Origin of the sequence: Pseudoalteromonas sp. RB2-MNA-CIBAN-0110, assembly GCF_040309305.1 — a bacterium.
In the GTDB taxonomy this organism is placed as follows: domain Bacteria; phylum Pseudomonadota; class Gammaproteobacteria; order Enterobacterales; family Alteromonadaceae; genus Pseudoalteromonas; species Pseudoalteromonas arctica.
This window is the reverse complement of record NZ_JBEOOQ010000012.1, coordinates 1-17,781: the sequence shown is the minus strand read 5'-3', so window position 1 is coordinate 17,781 and position 17,781 is coordinate 1. Positions and strand designations below refer to the sequence as shown.

At 38.4% G+C, this 17,781-nt stretch carries 13 protein-coding genes; 9 read left to right on the top strand and 4 right to left on the bottom strand.

Annotated features, from left to right (window positions below):
• The first annotated feature begins 2 nt into the window (after positions 1-2).
• Entirely contained in the window at positions 3-854 is an 852-nt protein-coding gene (locus AAEY68_RS08055) for a universal stress protein (protein ID WP_350585783.1), read from the top strand.
• 87 nt (positions 855-941) lie between these two features.
• Here the strand turns inward: AAEY68_RS08055 and AAEY68_RS08050 are convergent, their stop codons facing one another.
• Positions 942-1,859 (bottom strand): LysR family transcriptional regulator, encoded by a 918-nt coding sequence (locus AAEY68_RS08050; protein WP_350585782.1) that lies wholly within the window; start codon positions 1,857-1,859, stop codon positions 942-944.
• Positions 1,860-1,973: 114 nt separating this feature from the next.
• On the opposite strand from AAEY68_RS08050, the gene AAEY68_RS08045 reads away from it, so the two are divergent.
• Positions 1,974-2,597, top strand: coding sequence for a glutathione S-transferase (locus AAEY68_RS08045; protein WP_166377590.1), 624 nt, complete (start codon positions 1,974-1,976; stop codon positions 2,595-2,597).
• 455 nt (positions 2,598-3,052) lie between these two features.
• On the opposite strand, the gene AAEY68_RS08040 is transcribed toward AAEY68_RS08045, so the two are convergent.
• Complete coding sequence (locus AAEY68_RS08040; RefSeq protein WP_350585781.1) at positions 3,053-3,997, bottom strand: siderophore ABC transporter substrate-binding protein; 945 nt, start codon at positions 3,995-3,997, stop codon at positions 3,053-3,055.
• A gap of 162 nt (positions 3,998-4,159) precedes the next feature.
• A complete protein-coding gene (locus tag AAEY68_RS08035) occupies positions 4,160-5,077 on the bottom strand; it encodes a LysR family transcriptional regulator (protein ID WP_350585780.1) in 918 nt (305 codons plus the stop codon).
• Positions 5,078-5,277: 200 nt separating this feature from the next.
• Between AAEY68_RS08035 and AAEY68_RS08030 the strand changes: the two genes are divergently transcribed.
• Complete coding sequence (locus AAEY68_RS08030) at positions 5,278-7,350, top strand: TonB-dependent receptor domain-containing protein (protein WP_350585779.1); 2,073 nt, start codon at positions 5,278-5,280, stop codon at positions 7,348-7,350.
• A 125-nt stretch (positions 7,351-7,475) separates the two neighbouring features.
• Here the strand turns inward: AAEY68_RS08030 and AAEY68_RS08025 are convergent, their stop codons facing one another.
• A complete protein-coding gene (locus AAEY68_RS08025) occupies positions 7,476-9,605 on the bottom strand; it encodes a 2Fe-2S iron-sulfur cluster-binding protein (RefSeq protein WP_350585778.1) in 2,130 nt (709 codons plus the stop codon).
• Between the two features lie 394 nt (positions 9,606-9,999).
• Between AAEY68_RS08025 and nirB the strand changes: the two genes are divergently transcribed.
• The 6 genes from nirB (at position 10,000) to AAEY68_RS07995 (ending at position 17,745) form a co-directional block, all read left to right on the top strand.
• Complete coding sequence (gene nirB, locus AAEY68_RS08020) at positions 10,000-12,573, top strand: nitrite reductase large subunit NirB (protein WP_008135479.1); 2,574 nt, start codon at positions 10,000-10,002, stop codon at positions 12,571-12,573.
• Positions 12,560-12,913: a nitrite reductase small subunit NirD gene (gene nirD, locus AAEY68_RS08015; protein WP_350585777.1), complete on the top strand. Its 354-nt coding sequence runs from the start codon at positions 12,560-12,562 to the stop codon at positions 12,911-12,913. Before nirB ends, nirD begins: the two co-directional genes overlap by 14 nt.
• Positions 12,914-12,922: 9 nt before the next feature.
• Positions 12,923-13,786, top strand: a complete 864-nt coding sequence (cobA, locus tag AAEY68_RS08010) for a uroporphyrinogen-III C-methyltransferase (protein WP_350585776.1) — start codon at positions 12,923-12,925, stop codon at positions 13,784-13,786.
• Positions 13,787-14,060: 274 nt separating this feature from the next.
• Complete coding sequence (locus AAEY68_RS08005) at positions 14,061-15,323, top strand: nitrate- and nitrite sensing domain-containing protein (RefSeq protein WP_350585775.1); 1,263 nt, start codon at positions 14,061-14,063, stop codon at positions 15,321-15,323.
• Positions 15,324-15,590: 267 nt separating this feature from the next.
• Complete coding sequence (locus AAEY68_RS08000) at positions 15,591-16,781, top strand: sensor histidine kinase (protein ID WP_350585774.1); 1,191 nt, start codon at positions 15,591-15,593, stop codon at positions 16,779-16,781.
• 58 nt (positions 16,782-16,839) lie between these two features.
• Complete coding sequence (locus AAEY68_RS07995) at positions 16,840-17,745, top strand: two-component system response regulator (protein WP_350585773.1); 906 nt, start codon at positions 16,840-16,842, stop codon at positions 17,743-17,745.
• The last annotated feature ends 36 nt before the right edge of the window (positions 17,746-17,781 follow it).

The window sequence follows — 17,781 nt, the reverse complement described above, 5'->3', positions numbered from 1 at the left end:
TAATGAAAAAAATAATTACCTGTATCGATGGCTCTGTCATTACACACGCTGTAACCGAAGCTGCTATTTGGGCTTCAAAAAAGTTAGATAAATCAATTAGCTTTATACATATGCTTGAAAAAATACAACAAACTAATGTAGGTAACTACACCGGTACAATTGGTTTAGGTGCCCAATCGGATTTACTTGAAGAAATGACAAAACTCGATGAACACCGTAGTAAAGTTTCTTTAAAACTAGCAGATGAATTACTCGACTCGGTTGCTGTACAAGCAAAAATTGCTCATATTCAAAACTATGAATTAATTAAGCGTCACGGTGATGTAATCGACGCTATTATTGACTTTAAAGATGATACTCGCTTAATCGTTATTGGTCGAAATGGTGTTGATCATCGTGTTGATTTAAATGCACTTGGTTCACACATCGAAACGCTCGTGCGTAGCGCCTCGCAACCAATATTGCTTATTTCTAGAAAGTTTAAGCAACCTAATTCATTTATGATTGCGTACGATGGTCGCGAAACAGCCGACAAAGCACTGCAACAAGTTATTGATGGCGGTTTATTACATGGGCTTCATTGTCATTTAGTGAGTATTAATAATAATGAGAAGAACTTAGAAGAGAAGTTTCTTAACGCTCAATTTAAACTCAGTAGTATGGGTTTTGAAGTGTCTGCAAGCTTTTTAGAGGGCAATATTTTTGACTCGTTAATGCAATACAAAGAACAAAATAATATTGATTTGATTGTTATGGGGGCTTTTGGGCATTCGAAGTTAAGGCAGTTTTTTGTGGGCAGTAATACCATTAAAATGCTCGAAAACAACGATGTGCCAGTTATTATATTAAAGTAAATAGTTGCTTTAAGTAAGCGCCACTTTTAATTAAGCAACTGTTTTAAATGATATTTTAATGACCCACTTTAAAAAGCCTAAAATCACTTAACTGATTTTAGGCTTTTTTGTTTTTGGCTTAGCTTCAAACTTTTCAAATAAAAACTGAATAAACGACGTGACCTTTTGAGCCACAAACTTTCTATGCGGATAAATAGCAAATAAGCCAAACTCAAAGGTTTTATAGTCCCGCATAACCTGTACAAGTTTACCCGATGCAATATCGTCTCTCACCACTATTTCAGGGATTAAACCAATACCACCACCCGCTACAACCACCTCTCTTACTGCTTGTGGATTATTAACCGAAACACGCGAGTTTACGCTTGCCGTTAATGCCTCACCACTAGGTGAAACGAGAGGCCAATGGCGACCTATTTTAAAGTTGCTATCAATCACCGTAGCGTGTTGTTCAAGCTCGCCAACACTTATAGGTGCGCCAAAACGTTGAATGTATTCGGCTGATGCACATAAAATTAAAGGATAACTGGTAATTTGCCTCGCAATTAAATTAGAGTCAGACACACTGCCAATTCTAATTGCTAAATCAACCCCCTCTTCTAGCAAATCAATTGTTTTGTCTGAAAGCACTAAATCAATACTTAAATCAGGGTAGCGGCTCAGTAACTCAGGCATTAACGGCGCAAGGTTTGATTCACCAAACGACACCGGCGCACTCACCCTAAGCTTGCCGCTAGCAAGCGCTGTTTGACCCGATAAGTTATCGAGCATTTCGCTGTAGCTTTCAATTACAGGTACTACGCTTGCGTAATAACTTTGCCCCGCCTCGGTAATCGAAATTCTGCGCGTGGAGCGGTTAAATAATCTAACCCCTAAGTCTTGCTCTACAATGCCCACGTATTTACTAACCAGCGCCTTTGAAAGCCCTAGTCTGTCGCCTGCGGCTGTAAAAGAGCCTGTTTCAACAACCGCGATGATTGTTTTAATGCCAATAATAGTATCCATGATTGTCAATATAGCATTGACATTAATTCCTTACTAGCTCGGTTTTTCAATACTGATAATAGTGAAAGAATAGCGTTATTAAAAATTACTATTCAAATTAAAAACAGGATAACCATGAGCAACCTAACGCTATACCGTTTTACTTTATCTGGTCATTCACATCGTGCAGAGCTATTTACATCGCTTTTAAAGCTTGATGTAAATATGGTCGATGTTGCATTGCAAAACGGCGCACAAAAACAAGCTGACTTTCTAAAAATGAATATTTTTGGGCAAGTACCCGTACTTAAACATAACGATGACGTTATTAACGATTCAAACGCTATTTTGCTGTACTTGGCACAAAAATTTGATGCTAACAGAACCTGGTACCCAGAAGATGTAACTGTTCAAGCGCACATTCAGCGCTGGTTGAGCGTTGCTGCAGGGCTTGTGGCTTCAGGTCCGTGTGCAGCGCGTTTAGTCACTGTATTTGGCGCAGAGCTTGATCATCAAAATGCGATAAACATTGCCCATACATTATTTAAAACAATGGATGCATACTTACAAAATCGCGAGTACTTAGTAGGCACTCAGCCAACTATTGCCGACATTGCTAATTTTTCGTACATAGCACACGCACCAGAGGGCGGCGTATCACTTGAACAATACCCAAATATTTTAAGATGGTTAAACAACGTTCGTAAACTTGATGGCTTTATAGCAATGCCTGAAACAAAAGCAGGTTTACTGGCTTAGTTTTAAGTATTTAATACTGTTTTATAAGAGGCTATTAAGCCTCTTTTTTACGATATAAAATCAACTATTTTAGTAAACTCACATCACATAATAATCATATTCACCTAAGTGGTTATAACTTAGATGGTCAACATTATGGGTTAAGAGTTGATTACAATAACTTAAAAATTATTTATGATAATATCTTCGAAACTTATGCGTTTTGAGACGTTCATGAGGGACTTATGCCTGTTCATTTGGCATTTGAAGGTATGTAATCAATCTGACAACAGGTACTGAATTACTCTGCTAGAGCTAATAAAGCTATCTATTGCAAATTTTAAAAGTCCTGAGCTAAATTCTGTTATGATCACCAGATATGCCGCTCATTTCAATTTTTCGCTATCCGTTTTGTATCTAACTAAAGTGAATTGGTGAGCAAATATTCATAATCAGCTCACCTTTAATAAAAATGTTTACCAAATAGTATTTAACTCGTTCACGGTATTAAGAACACTCGTATAGCCGCCTGTTATTACATACCATTGCGTTGGGTTTAAGTAGTAAACATGTTTTTGTTGCCACGCTTGAGAGTTTTCTATAAACGGTGCTTTTGCTAAAGCTTGCTCAATATTGCTTTGCCCACCAGTTGCTAAACCTCTGTCGAGTATAAACAGCCAATTTGGTTTTGTTGCCATATAATCCTTTGTTAATACTGCAGCTTGTTTGGCTTTTTGCACTTTAGTTTGGCTTTTATCGTTATCTTTTAGCTGTGGTTTATTAATTTTATCTGGGCTTTTTATACCAAGTAGTTCATACACCACACCAAATCTGTCTCCAGGTAAGTGCGCAATAAACATATCTTTTACAGTAAATAAAACAAGCCCTGGCCCTTTACCCATTGCTTTAGCCTGTAAAGCATTAATTTTATTATTTAGATTGTTCCACAATAACTTTGCTTGCTGTTGTTTTTCAAAAACATCACCCAGTAATATAATATTTCTTTTAATATTAGAGACAAAATCATCGGAACTTAATGTTAAATCGATGGTAGGTGCAATTGCAGTTAATTTATCTAATGCTCTACGGCTGCGTGGTCCGACTATAATTAAATCAGGTTTAATTTTTTTAAGTGCCTCAAAGTCTGGCTTAAATAAACTACCCGCTATTGCTTTTTTTGGGGAGTTATAATGGGCTAAATACTCAGGAAACACTCCCTTAGCAACCGCAGTTACATCAACATCAAGTGCTGTTAATGTATCAAGTACACCTAAATCGTATACAACTACCTTTATAGGCTTTTGTTTTATAACAACTTGGGTATTCCCTTGGCTAATTGTTATTGGGTAATTAGCAAAGCTAGCTACTGAGAAAAAACTAAGACCAGCTATAAAAAACATTTTTATTAGTATGCCGTACATTTATATTTCCTTTTTAATTTATGAACATATTAAGGATATGCTAGCATGTCACACATTAAATAATAATGAGTAGCATTTACTTTTATTGATTAAAAAGCGGTTTTTTACGTTGCAGTTTCTAAAACACTTAAAATAAATTGTCTAAGTAATACTAAATAAAATTTACATTTCTTGGCAAAGCTCATTATCCCATTCCTGCGGTAAATTGCTTTTTATATGCTCTATAAAAGCACGCTGCTTTTTGGCTAATTTGCCAAAAGGATAACATAACCAAATAGGAACAGGATGACCTACCCAGTCTTTTAAGCAACGCTCAAAGCATTCGGGGTGAGCATTAAGACGCATTTTTGCTTGCCATAGAGGTAATAAACCAAGCCCATGCCCTTGGCTTATTGCATCTCCTTGTAACACCAACTGATCTGACTGAATTCGTGACGAAGGAACTGGTACACTTAATGTTTCTCCTCCTTGGTTTGTCATAACTAACTGCTCATTTTTATTGCCAATTAATTGTAACCAGTGAGTATTTATTAAGTCTTCCGGTGAGTTAGGATAGCCATTACACTTAAAGTAATCTTTACTACCAAATACCCCCTGCCAAAGGATACAGAGTTTTTCTTGGCGTTGGCTGGATTCAGGTAACTGCCCCATATAAAGCAAAATATTGTCTTGCCATTGGTTTGAGTTAGATTTTATATCTGTTTTAAGAGTCACGCTAACATCTGGAAAGCGCGTTAAAAACTGAGTAACAACATCACCTAGCCATCCTCTTAATAAGCCGGTATCAACATAGATAACTACTTCACCCTGTACTTTTTCATCTAAGGTATCTAATTCTTGTTTAGCTTCTTTCGCTATACTCAGTATTTGCTCACAATAATCGTAAAAACACAGCCCCGCCTCTGTAGGCACCAAGCTGTTAGGCATTCTTTTAAGTAAAATACTCCCCACATCTTGCTCTAAGTTTTTAAGATGTCGGCTAATAGTTGATTTAGACAACTGCAGTGTTTTTGCCGAATTTGATAAGCTTCCTGAACTAACCACAGAGACAAAACTACGTAATTCTTTAAATTGAGGCATTGCAACATCCCTACTGCGTTTAATACGCTCAGTGACGGCTAATTTACATAATAATAAATTAGCCATTACACGAGCAAACGATCAACATGTGTTGCAACTTTGGCAACACATTGTTCCATTTAATTTCCTTTACATGATAACAATAAGTATTATCATTTGCACTCTTGAATTTAGGCCTACATGTAAAGGAGAACATTTTAATGTCCAAACGATCAATGTCGAAGTTAGTACCATTGACCTGTAAAAAGTTACCTCTCGCTATTTTGATCCCTATAGCCATGAGCGCTTCAGCGGCAGAAAAAACAAATGAAATGGAAACAATGGTTGTAACAGCAACCGGTTATCAGCAGAAAATTATAGATGCCCCTGCATCTATTTCGGTCATATTACAAGAAGAGCTACGTAAACAATCTTATACCACTGTTGTTGATGCTGTTCGCGATATACCAGGCGTATATGTAACTGGTGGCGGTAATATGCAAGATATTAGTATCCGTGGTATGGATGATCAATACACATTATACCTTGTCGATGGTCGCCCTCTTTCGGCAGGTCGTTCAGTAAATACTAATGGCTCAGATGGGGGTAAACAAATAGGTATTCCACCACTTGCAATGATTGAACGTGTGGAAGTTATTCGTGGTCCTATGTCATCACTTTACGGCTCTGAAGCAATGGGCGGAGTGATTAACATTATTACTCGTACGGCTCCACAGCAATGGTCTGGAAGTTTAGCCGCAAGCTATACTTCATCAATGAATGATGTAAGTAATGATCAATACAATACCGACTTTTACGCTGGCGGTGCGTTAATTAAAGATGTATTAGGCATGGAGCTTACAGGCTCAATACAACATACAGATGAAAGTGATTACTCTGGCGGTGGCGACGCTACTGCTAGCCGCCCAGACTCAGATACAACCCAATTTGGGGTTAAATTTAACTGGGCCGTTGATGATAAAAACAAGGTGAGCCTAGCCTACGATACATCAAATATTGATTTTGAGCATACACCAGGTAACTCAATAGCTATTGATGCAGAAGGCTCACAGTACGAATTTGAAAAACAAATGTACTCCCTCACCCATATGGGTAATTACGGAAAATTAACAACAAACACTTATCTTCAGCAAGATTTATCTGAACGCGTGCAAGATGAAGATAAAAAAGAAGAAATAATTACATTTAATACATCTGCAACTTATGCAGCAGAGCAACATATTTATACTGTGGGTGCACGATATAAAACCGAAGAACTTGTTGACGAAACGAATGGTTTACTAGATGCCAACGTGGCTATTGCCAGTGATACAGTTGACCGATGGATTGGGGCTTTATTTACTGAGGTTGAATGGAACTTTATAAAAGACTTATCCATAACTACCGGTTTAAGATACGATAACGATGAGCAATTTGGTTCTCATTGGTCACCTAGGATTTATGCTAACTGGCATGCAAATAACCGCTTTACTGTTAAAGGAGGGGTTTCTACAGGATATACTCAGCCTTCATTATCTCAAGCTACTGCAGGCTTTGGTCGAGGCACAGGTGGGGGCGGATCTCCTAACCTATCTTCCACTGGAACATCCATTTCACGTGCCCTGATAATAGGTAACCCTGACTTAGATCCAGAAACTAGCGTTAACTACGAAGTTAGTTTTATTTATAACGATCCTAAAATTGGACTATCGACCAGCTTAACGTTTTATCATACTGATTTTGATGATAAAATAGCAGAAGATCGCTACTGTATTAGTGAAAATATTGATAGAAATGATTTTGAAAACTATCAATGTGAATTCAGTGGGAACACTTATCAATTTTTGAGTACACAAAAAAATATTTCAGAGGCAGAAATGCAAGGGGTAGAAGCGACTGTAAACTACCGTATTGCCGACAACCTTCGCTTTAAAGCTGACTACTCTTTTACAGACTCTGAGCAAAAATCTGGAGACTTTGCAGGCGAGCCTTTAAATAAAATACCCAAGAGTATGGCTAATGCTACCTTAAACTGGGATGCGAGTGACACGATAAATTTATGGAGTCGTGTAAACTACCGTGGTGAAACCACTGACTATTTAAGCCGTACAAGCTTAAGTAATGGTACACCCGGCTACACCATGATGGACATAGGCGCACAATATTGGATGACTGATAATCTGAAAGTAATGGCTGGTTTATACAATGTTACAGACCGTGTAGTGACCAATGAAACCTACGGCGTTGTGCTAGACGGAAGAAGGCTTACGGTCAATTTTAATTTTGAGTTTTAATAAAAGTAATTCAACGGAGCGTTTTTAAAACGCTCCGTTTGTTTAACAAAAAACAGTTGTTTTAGTTTTAGCGCATAGTTTTGTATTTAAAAGCGCTGTATTTAAAAGCGCTATATTTCAAAACACTACAGATTTAAATCAAGTTCCTTAACGCCTTTAGCTGGTACGGCGCAGCAAATTAGCGCCTGCTCTGTCTCTACTGGGTAACTTACGTTATTACGATACACCACAGCGCCTGCGTTTATTTTTACGGCGCAACTGCCGCAGCTGCCGTTTCGACAGCCAAATTCAGGTTCTAAACCATGGGATTCGGCTACATTAAGTATAGTGTTATCGCCTTTGTTCCAGCGCTGTTCAAAGCCCGATTTACTAAATTTAATTACAGTGTTGTCTGCTTCTTCTACGCTCATCTCTTTGTTTTTATTAGGCGCTTCGTTTGTGTTAAGTACTTTGCGCTTAATACTGGAGGGTCCAAATGCTTCCGCAAATATGTTTTTATCCTGCACACCGAGCAATAACAGTTCGTTATATACGTGCTGCATAAACGCTTGCGGTCCGCATAAAAAGAACTCGTAATCATCAAGTGGTAAATAGTATCTAAACACATCCGCATTTATGCGCCCTTTTAAATTAAAGCTCTCATCTTTTAAATTAAAGCCACTGTCTTGCTTTTCACTAAGCTCTGGCTGCGATAAAAGTGAGTAGTAATCAATTGCGCCGCCACTCGTATCTGCAAGTGTTTTTAGCTCGTTATAAAATGCACGCTGTTGGGCATGTTTAGCACTGTGAAAAATATGCAACGGGCGTGTATAGCGGGTTCTTAACCCTTCATTGGTAATGTGTTTAGCCATTGAGATCATAGGTGTAATACCTATTCCGCCACCAATGAGTACCGCAGGTTTGGTACTGGTTGGGTCAATAAAAAACTGCCCTTGTGGGTATTTAGCTAAAATAACGTCGCCTACTTTTACGTTATTATGAAAGTAGTTAGACACCTCACCACTGAGCTCTTTTTTAATCGATAACCGATAAAATAGTTCATGAGGGCTTGATGAAACGGTGTAGGTTCTAATAACAGGTTTGCTGTTACTGTTATTACTACTACTTTTACTTGGTATTTGTACGGTTAAATGCTGCCCTGCTTTAAACGGTAACAAGGTTATATTGTTATGCCCTTCTAAATAAAAGGAGGTAATTACATTACTTTCTTTAATTATTTTAGTTACTTTAAAAGGCTGCCAAGTATGTTTTAGTTTTTCGGCTTGTTTGTTTTTATCAGCCTCAAGCCACGTGCCCGTCATTTTAGTGTTAGGGGAATAAGCATCAAATTTAGCACTAAACGGGAGTAAATTTTTAAGCCACATTCCTTTAGTGAGGGTAAATTTCCAGCCTCGGTCTGCGCCAATAAAGCCTTCAAGTTCTGGGTGCCCGTCCCATAAAATTTCAACGCTGCCGGTAAGCATTAATACATTACCCGTGTCAAAATCAGGAAATAACAAACCTGCTTTTAGGTTTAATAAAAAGTTACCCAAGGTATTAAAAAAATTGTTACCTGCGTAATCAGGAATCGTTAATGTGTTGCCTTCTCGCTTTACAAAGCCCGGCAACCCACCACGGTGAGAAACATCAACCCCTTCAATTTTCGGATTGTTTTTAGCGGTTATAAAACTCGAAACAAAAAATGTATCGGTGGTGTCAATTAACGCACTGGCTGCGTTATCAAGTGTATTAAATTCAACTTTTTGTACCACATTACTTTTAAGTAAAGGATCTCTATTAAACGTTAAGTCGCGCGTTTGAATATACTGCGGGCAATTTCCAAAGGATTGATCAACATTAAAACTCACTTTATTATTACTAATTGCCTCACCTACGCGCACATTTAAACGGTTACGCCTACGCGTGCTTAGCTCAATGCCTAATAAACCAATTGGCGAGCCGGCAATATTTAACGTGTCATGTAAGGGGTCGTTTTTATCAACCGCGTGCTTCATTAATAACGACGTAGGTGTGGGGGCGCTTAAAAAGCCTGACTGTCCTGAAACAATAGATACCCACGGATTAGCGTTTTCATCAACACTGCCTGCAACCACAAATGGTAACTGCTCAAAAAAGGCTTGATGTTGCTTTGGCATAAATGAGCGCACGGCACGTTTACCAAATGTTTCCATTATTTCTCGTTTACCGAGTTTGTCTTGTACTGCCAGCTCGCCTTCGTGAAAAGGTGAAGCATCTATTGAGTTTGTGTTAGTCATTTTGCTCGTAATTCGTGTGCGTATTTCATGGGCTAAATTTAACTCAATACACAATGAATGATAATGGGTGTTTTATTGACTGATAATGCACAAAACAATGACAATACTTGCACCCTCTTAGTGCCAGGCGCGCACCAACATATAACAAAATAGGTTTTATCCTCACTCTAAAAACACATTAAATACTATTTAAACAATAACTTAAAAAACTGGCTGTATTTTTGCAAACATTCTATTAACAAGCCCGTTTTACTTACGGCAAAAATTTAGGTTGTGAGCACAATAGCTATTAGCAACCATCGGCAAAGAAGCCCGCACACAGTTATGCATATTGCGTATTTGTGGCGGGCTTTTTTGTTATTTGTATTTAAACCGTCACTTTAAGGAATGCCCTATGCAAACCTCGCAAAAAATACTCATTATTGGTAATGGTATGGTCGGACACCACTTTGTTGAGCAAATGCGCCAAAGCGATGCCAACGCAGACATTACTGTACTTTGCGGAGAAGCAAATCTTGCATACGATCGCGTGTACTTATCAAGTGTATTTGATGGCAAAACCGCCGCCGATTTAGCACTTACCACTCACGACAACTACAAACAGCTTAATATTAATGTGCATACCAGCCAGTGGGTTGAAGGCATTGATAGAACAGCAAAAATAGTGACCACATTAACCGGTGAGCAATACCCATACGACAAACTGATACTCGCTACAGGTTCATTTCCGTTTGTGCCGCCTATAAAAGGTAACGACCAACCCCATTGTTTGGTGTATCGCACATTAGAAGATTTAGAACAAATAAAAGCCAGTGCCGCTGTAAGTAAAAGCGGTGTTGTTATTGGTGGTGGTTTGTTGGGGCTTGAAGCCGCAAACGCCATTAAGCAACTAGGGCTTGATACCCACGTAGTTGAATTTGCGCCCCAACTTATGGCTGTTCAACTTGATGGACAAGGCGGTACGCTACTAAAAAATAAAATAGAAAAACTTGGCGTAACGGTACACACATCAAAAGCAACCAGCGAAATAGTAAAAGGCGAAACCAGTCGCTTTAGATTAAATTTTTCGGACGAGTCATTTTTAGAAACAGATCTGATTTTGTTCTCTGCCGGTATTCGCCCGTATGATCAGCTAGGTAAAATTGCTGATTTAGAACTCGGTGAACGCGGCGGTATTATCATTAATAATCAATGCCAAACGTCAGATCCTGATATTTTAGCCATTGGTGAATGTGCCCTGTGGGACAAAAAACTATTTGGCTTAGTTGCACCGGGTTACAACATGGCGCGCGTTGCAGCGAGCCAATTAAGTGGTGGCGAGCTTGAGTTTTTAGGTGCCGACATGAGCACAAAACTTAAGTTATTAGGTGTAGAAGTAGGCTCAATTGGCGACGCTCATGCAAAAACGCCAGACTGTAAAGAACTTATATATCAAGATGCTATTCGCGGCTGTTATAAAAAAATCATACTAAGTGAAAAAGGCGATAAATTACTGGGCGCTGTACTAGTTGGCGATACCAGCGATTACGATACTTTATTACAGTACATGCTTAACGACATGGACTTACCAGAAAACCCTGAGTGTTTAATTTTACCAGACAGCGGCGGCGCGCCGTCGTTATCGGGCAGTGCCCTACCCGACACCGCCACTATTTGTTCGTGTCACAATGTGAGTAAAGGCGACATTGTAGGTGCAATTGATGGCGGCTCATGCGATTTAGCATCGGTGAAATCATGCACTAAAGCAGCAAGCGGCTGTGGTGGTTGTGCCGCGTTATTAAAATCAGTTGTTGATAACGAATTAGCAAGCCGTGGTGTTGAAGTAAATAACCATGTATGTGAGCACTTTGCGTATTCACGCCAAGAACTACTGCACATGGTAAAAGTAGAAAGCATTAAAAGCTTTGATGACTTACTAACTAAACACGGCAGCGGTCATGGCTGTGAAATATGTAAACCTGCCATTGGCTCTATTTTAGCCTCAACATGGAACGACTTTATTTTAGAGCCTGCTCATGTTGGCTTGCAAGACACTAACGATACGTACCTAGCAAACATGCAAAAAGATGGTTCGTACTCTGTAGTACCCCGTATCGCTGGTGGCGAAATAACCCCCGACAAACTCATTGTAATTGGACAAGTAGCAAAAGATTTTAACCTGTACTGCAAAGTCACTGGTGGTCAGCGTATTGATTTATTTGGTGCGCGCTTAGAAGAGCTTCCTGTTATTTGGGAGCGACTTATTGAAGCCGGATTTGAGACAGGTCATGCTTATGGTAAGTCTCTTAGAACCGTTAAATCGTGTGTGGGTAGTACGTGGTGTCGTTATGGTGTGCAAGACAGCGTTGGACACGCAATAGAAATTGAAAACCGCTACAAAGGTTTACGTGCGCCGCATAAATTTAAAATGGCGGTATCGGGTTGTACCCGCGAATGCGCCGAAGCACAAAGTAAAGATATTGGCATTATAGCTACCGAAAACGGCTGGAACTTATACGTGTGTGGTAATGGCGGTATGCGCCCTCGCCATGCTGATTTATTTGCGACCGATTTAGACACGCCAACACTGATTAAATATATTGACCGCGTGATTATGTTTTACATTAAAACGGCTGACAAATTACAGCGTACGTCGGTATGGATGGAAAATCTTGAAGGCGGTTTAGACTACCTTAAAAGCGTAGTAATTGACGACAGCTTAGGCATTTGCGACGAGCTAGAAGCGCAAATGGAGTTAATTACACAAACTTATGCGTGTGAGTGGAAAAAAGCGATTGAAAGCCCAGATGCTGCCAAACGATTCCGCCAGTTTGTTAATAGCCCCGAAACCGACGACAACATTTTATTTGTGCAAGAGCGTAACCAAATTCGCCCTGCTACAGAAGCCGAAAAACGTGAGCAACGTAATACACAAAACCGTATTCCAGTGATGGAAGTTGAAGAGGAGCAAGCTGATGTCTTGGCATAATATTGGAACAATCGACAACCTAGTGGCTAATAGCGGCGTATGCGCATTAGTTAATAATCAGCAAGTGGCTATTTTTTACATTCCACAAAATCCAACGGCAGTGTTTGCCATTAGCAACTACGACCCTATTGGCAAAGCCAATGTATTATCGCGTGGCATTATTGGCTCAATCGACAATAAATTAGTTGTTGCATCGCCTTTATATAAGCAACACTTTTGCCTAGAAACAGGCGAATGTTTAGAAGCAGAAGCAATACACTTACCGGTTTTTAATGCAAAAGTTGAAGACGGCAGTGTATTTATAAGCTCTGAACCAAAAGTTACAACAGCTGTGGCTTAGGGGAATATTATGAGTGTACTGTCTTATTTTTCGGGTATTGAAAACGTGTGGCTAAACAAGCTTGTTACTAAGCTAACAAGCTCAAATGATCGCAGTGCCAAAAGCGGCAACGTTTATATAATTGGTGCGGGCCCAGGAGACGCAGAGCTAATTACGGTAAAAGCGCAGCGTTTAATTAATACCGCCGATGTTGTTTTATACGATTGGTTAGTAAGCGATGATTTATTAAAAACGCTTCCTAAAAAAGCGCAGCGTGTATTTGTAGGTAAACGTGCGGGTAAGCACTCAATGACCCAAGCTAACATTTGCGAACTACTGGTTAAATACGCGCAACAAGGCTTAAACGTAGTGCGCTTAAAAGGCGGCGATCCAAGTATATTTGCACGCATTAACGAAGAAGCCGATGCGCTTACCAAGCATAATATTAATTTTGCTATTGTGCCAGGTGTCACAACGGCTTGTGCTACGTCCGCTTATACGGGTATTCCGCTCACTGCACGCGATGTAGCGCGTAGTGTTACATTTTTAACGGCGCAGTTTGCCGATCCTAACAAGCAACCTCATTGGCAAAATTACGCGTTTATGGCTGCAAACAACAACCCCACTTTAGTGGTTTATATGGGGCTTTCGCGCTTACAAACGCTAAGCAACGGTTTGCAATCAGTGGGTTGGCCAAGTAATACACCCATTGCACTAATAGAGAATGCCACTACCACTAAGCAAAAGGTAATTACTAGTACGCTTGAACTGATAGTAAATGAGCATGCTAAACACAACCTTCAAGGCCCTACCCTAATTATGATTGGTGAAGTAATAAATCATAAAATGGCAATTAGCCCTGAGTTATTAAACAGTATAAATGTTAACGCATGATACAAAATGAATAATGCACTTTTCGCGCTTACTACCTCCCCAGGAGTAGGCGCTTTTTTTGTTTTTAATTTGGGTTCAAGTTGTGTGCAATAACATGCTTAAATGCACCAAATAAGTTAAAAGTAATGGTAAGTTAAATTATAGAAACACAGTGACAAACAAAAATAACACTTTAAGCAATTGTATTAGCTTGATTTTAAATTCAATGATGAAATTTATTAATGATTGGAACAGTGGTTGCACTTTAAAAACAAAAAAGTGTGGAATAATACCAATGGTGACAAGCAATCCTCTCACAAAACAGTTTTTATTAGCGGCTAAGTATCAAGAAATACACGCGCTAAAGCAATTACAAAACAGTTGTGCCTCGCTTACTAAATTAGGCGATTTTGTACATCAGTTACAAAAAGAACGCGCAATGAGTAATATATTTTTGGCCTCAAATCGAGAGCGATTTAAAACCCAATTACAAGAACAAATCCCTTTAAGCGACAGCGCACAAACTGCATTTTATGATTCTCTTAAACAAACATTTATAAACGACAACGCCGATACTGGCCATACTCGGTTATTTAATTTAATTACCTACAGCTTACAAGCACTCGATGCATTACCGGTATTGCGCAAGCAAATTGCACAACAAAACATTAGTGCGGTACATGCTACGCAGTCATTCACTCAGTTAATTGCTAGTTTACTCAATATTATTTTAGAGGCAGCAGATGGCGCAAGCGATCCTAAAATAACGCGCTTATTAGTCGCATTTTTTAATTTTATGCAAGGTAAGGAATACGCAGGACAAGAGCGTGCCTGTGGTGCACAAGCATTTGCAGCGAGTAAATTTACCACAGAGCAAAAACAACAACTCGCGCATTTTGTACAAGAACAAAACCACAGTTTTGACTTTTTTAATGAATACGCCGATGCGCACCTTTTAAAATGTTTTGCCACACTAACAACCCATCAGGTTAATAATCAGGTAGAGCAACTTAGAAGTTTACTGCAAAAGCTCGATGACGAGAACGCTCAACCGCTCTCGCAACTAAGCGAAGTATGGTACGAAGTAACCACTACGCGCATAGATATAATGCACAAAATTGAACAAAATATAGCAGATCAGTTAATTGATACCGCAGCAATGCAAATAGCCTGTGCTCAACGTAGCTTAAATACAAATAAGCAGGTACTTAACAATATGGTAGAGCAACACATAGCCCCTACTTTTGGCCAATTAGCCGTTAAGCAACCAGAGCCAGAAGTAAGCCAAAACATAGCGGCTGATAAGCTCAATAGTAATAAAAGTATGTACGATTTAATTATCGAGCAAAGCCAACATATTAAACAAATAAACCAAGCGTTATTTGACGCTAAAAAAGTAATTAGTGAGCAAAAGGTAATTCACCAAGCCAAATATATACTTATTGAACAGTTAAAACTCACTGAAGAGCAAGCCCATAAACAGCTACAAAAACAAGCAATGGATACGCATAAAACCTTATTTAGCGTAGCGCAAACAATTATACAAATGAGCGATTAAATATGCTGTTTTTACTTGGGCATGTTGATCTTTAGTAAGAACACTACCCTACATAATACTTATTTATTCAGTTATAAATTTCACGATCAGACTTAGTTTGACCTTATTAGAAAATAGATTCATAAGCTACTGACTATAATAAGGTAGGCGTTAATTTATAAAGTGAATAATTCAACACATTCAAAATAATCAACTACAATAAGTTAATCATTTGTTGCATCTCATTTTAATGAGGCATATTTATTTAATACTGTTGTAGGAGTTTGAATGCCCAATGTAGAGAGTTATTTAGAAGGTGTATCATTAATAGATGAGCAGCAATTAACGACTTCTCTTGATAATGACATTCAAACAAGCTTAGAAAGCTTTGCTGAGCTAATTTTAAACATTTTTGATGCAAGCTCATCCTCTATTGTTGCTAACCTGCCTCAACGTGCTGTCGAGCTATATAAATCAGGTCCAAAAATAACAGTAGCTAAAGAGCAACTATCTGATGACGTTTTTAATGAATCGATTATCGAGCATGCTCCTAAAATATTTAGAGTGGTATCACCTATTATTTTGCCCTCAAACCTTAAATTTGGGTGGTTTATATTTGACCGACCAAGTGATTCACTACTTACCGAAAAAGAAAAATTAATCTTAAATAGTTTACAAAAAAACTTTGTTAATCAGTTAGTCCAACGTAAAAATTCATTAGATAAAATAAACAGTTCTAAGTTTCACTCAACAATTAGCGAGCTAAAAAAAGACGAAACTGAAAAAGATCGCCTAATCAAAAAATTACAAAAAATGAGCGATGAACTAGATGAATTTACCAGTATTGCTTCACACGATCTCAAGTCACCATTAAATGCTATAAAACGTTTATTAGAGTGGATTTATGATGACTGTAAAGATTTACTCCCTCAAGAGCACTTAGAAAATTTTCAGCTTGTGCTCAGCCGGGCTAATAGAATGCAAGTACTGCTAGAAGATTTACTAAGCTACTCGAGAATAAATAGCTGTGATCCAACTCGTTCAAACATATCTTTAGAAAGTATTTACCAAAATGTAGAACAAATTTTAGAAGTTTCACAAACTGTCACTGTTGATATACACGCCAATAACGAAGTACTCGATATACCGCTGATCCCTTTTAAAACTGTTTTTCAAAATCTTATTAGTAATGCAATAAAACATAACAATAAAGAGCACCCGGTTATCGATATTTCACTTATCCCCTCTAATCAATATTACATTATTGAGATAACAGATAATGGCCCTGGAATTGACCCTAAATATTTTTCACTCATATTTAAGTTATTTCAGACATTGCAATCTCGAGATGATGTTGAAGGGAGCGGCATTGGACTCTGTATTGCCAATAAGCTCATTATTAATTATGGGGGCAAAATTGAAGTAGCCTCCGATGGGGAACTTGGCAGTACATTCACTATTTTTTGGCCCAAAGTTTAACTATGAAATTATCAATTATAAACGAGCATCATGTAGATGCTGCTCTTAGAAGGAACTTATGAATATTTTAATTGTTGATGATGACTTAGTTGATCGCAAATTAATTAAAAAAATGCTTATTTCTGATGGCTCTCATCATCATGACATTACCGAAGTAACGTGCGTATCCGAGGGCTTGAAAGCCATTGAAGACACGCACTTTGATATAATACTACTCGATTATAATATGCCTAAAGAAGATGGCATTGAAATGCTAATTGAAATGCGTGCAAAGCCTAAACTCGGTAACACCGCAATTATCATGATTAGCTCCTCAGAGAACTCAGCTTTGGCTATTGAGTGTATAGAAGCAGGTCCTCAAGACTTTTTACCAAAAGGTGATATAACGAGGGATAGTTTAAATAAAGCGCTTATATATGCCAAAAAACGCTTCGAGGCAGAACAACGTATGCACAACAGTTATCTTGCTGTAAAGCATATGGCAGAACGGGATCAGCTTACTGGTTTGTCTAATCGATATCATTTTGAAGAAATACTAAAAGTAATGATAGCTAACAATAAACGTGCTAAAAACTGCGTGGCGTTACTTGCTTTAGATTTAGATAACTTCAAAAATATTAATGATACGCTTGGGCATAGTGTTGGCGACGAAATTTTAATACAAACAGTAGAAAGGATTCATAGTTGCCTGAGGCAAAACGAAGGATTTGCACGCTTAGGAGGCGATGAATTTGCAGTTATAATAGGTGGAATTTGCAATATTAATCAAATAGGTATGATAGCAAATAGAATTTTAGCTGAAGTTTCTAAACCCTTTTTGCATGAAGGCAGAACTTTAAATTGCAGTGTTAGCATTGGAAGCGCCATATACCCAAATGATGCTACTGAATCTCATGAACTGCTAAAATGTGCTGATATTGCAATGAAGTGGTCAAGTAAAATTGGCCACAGTTTTGTAGCTTAATTTGTATCTTCGCTCTGATTCATTTGGGCTTATTCC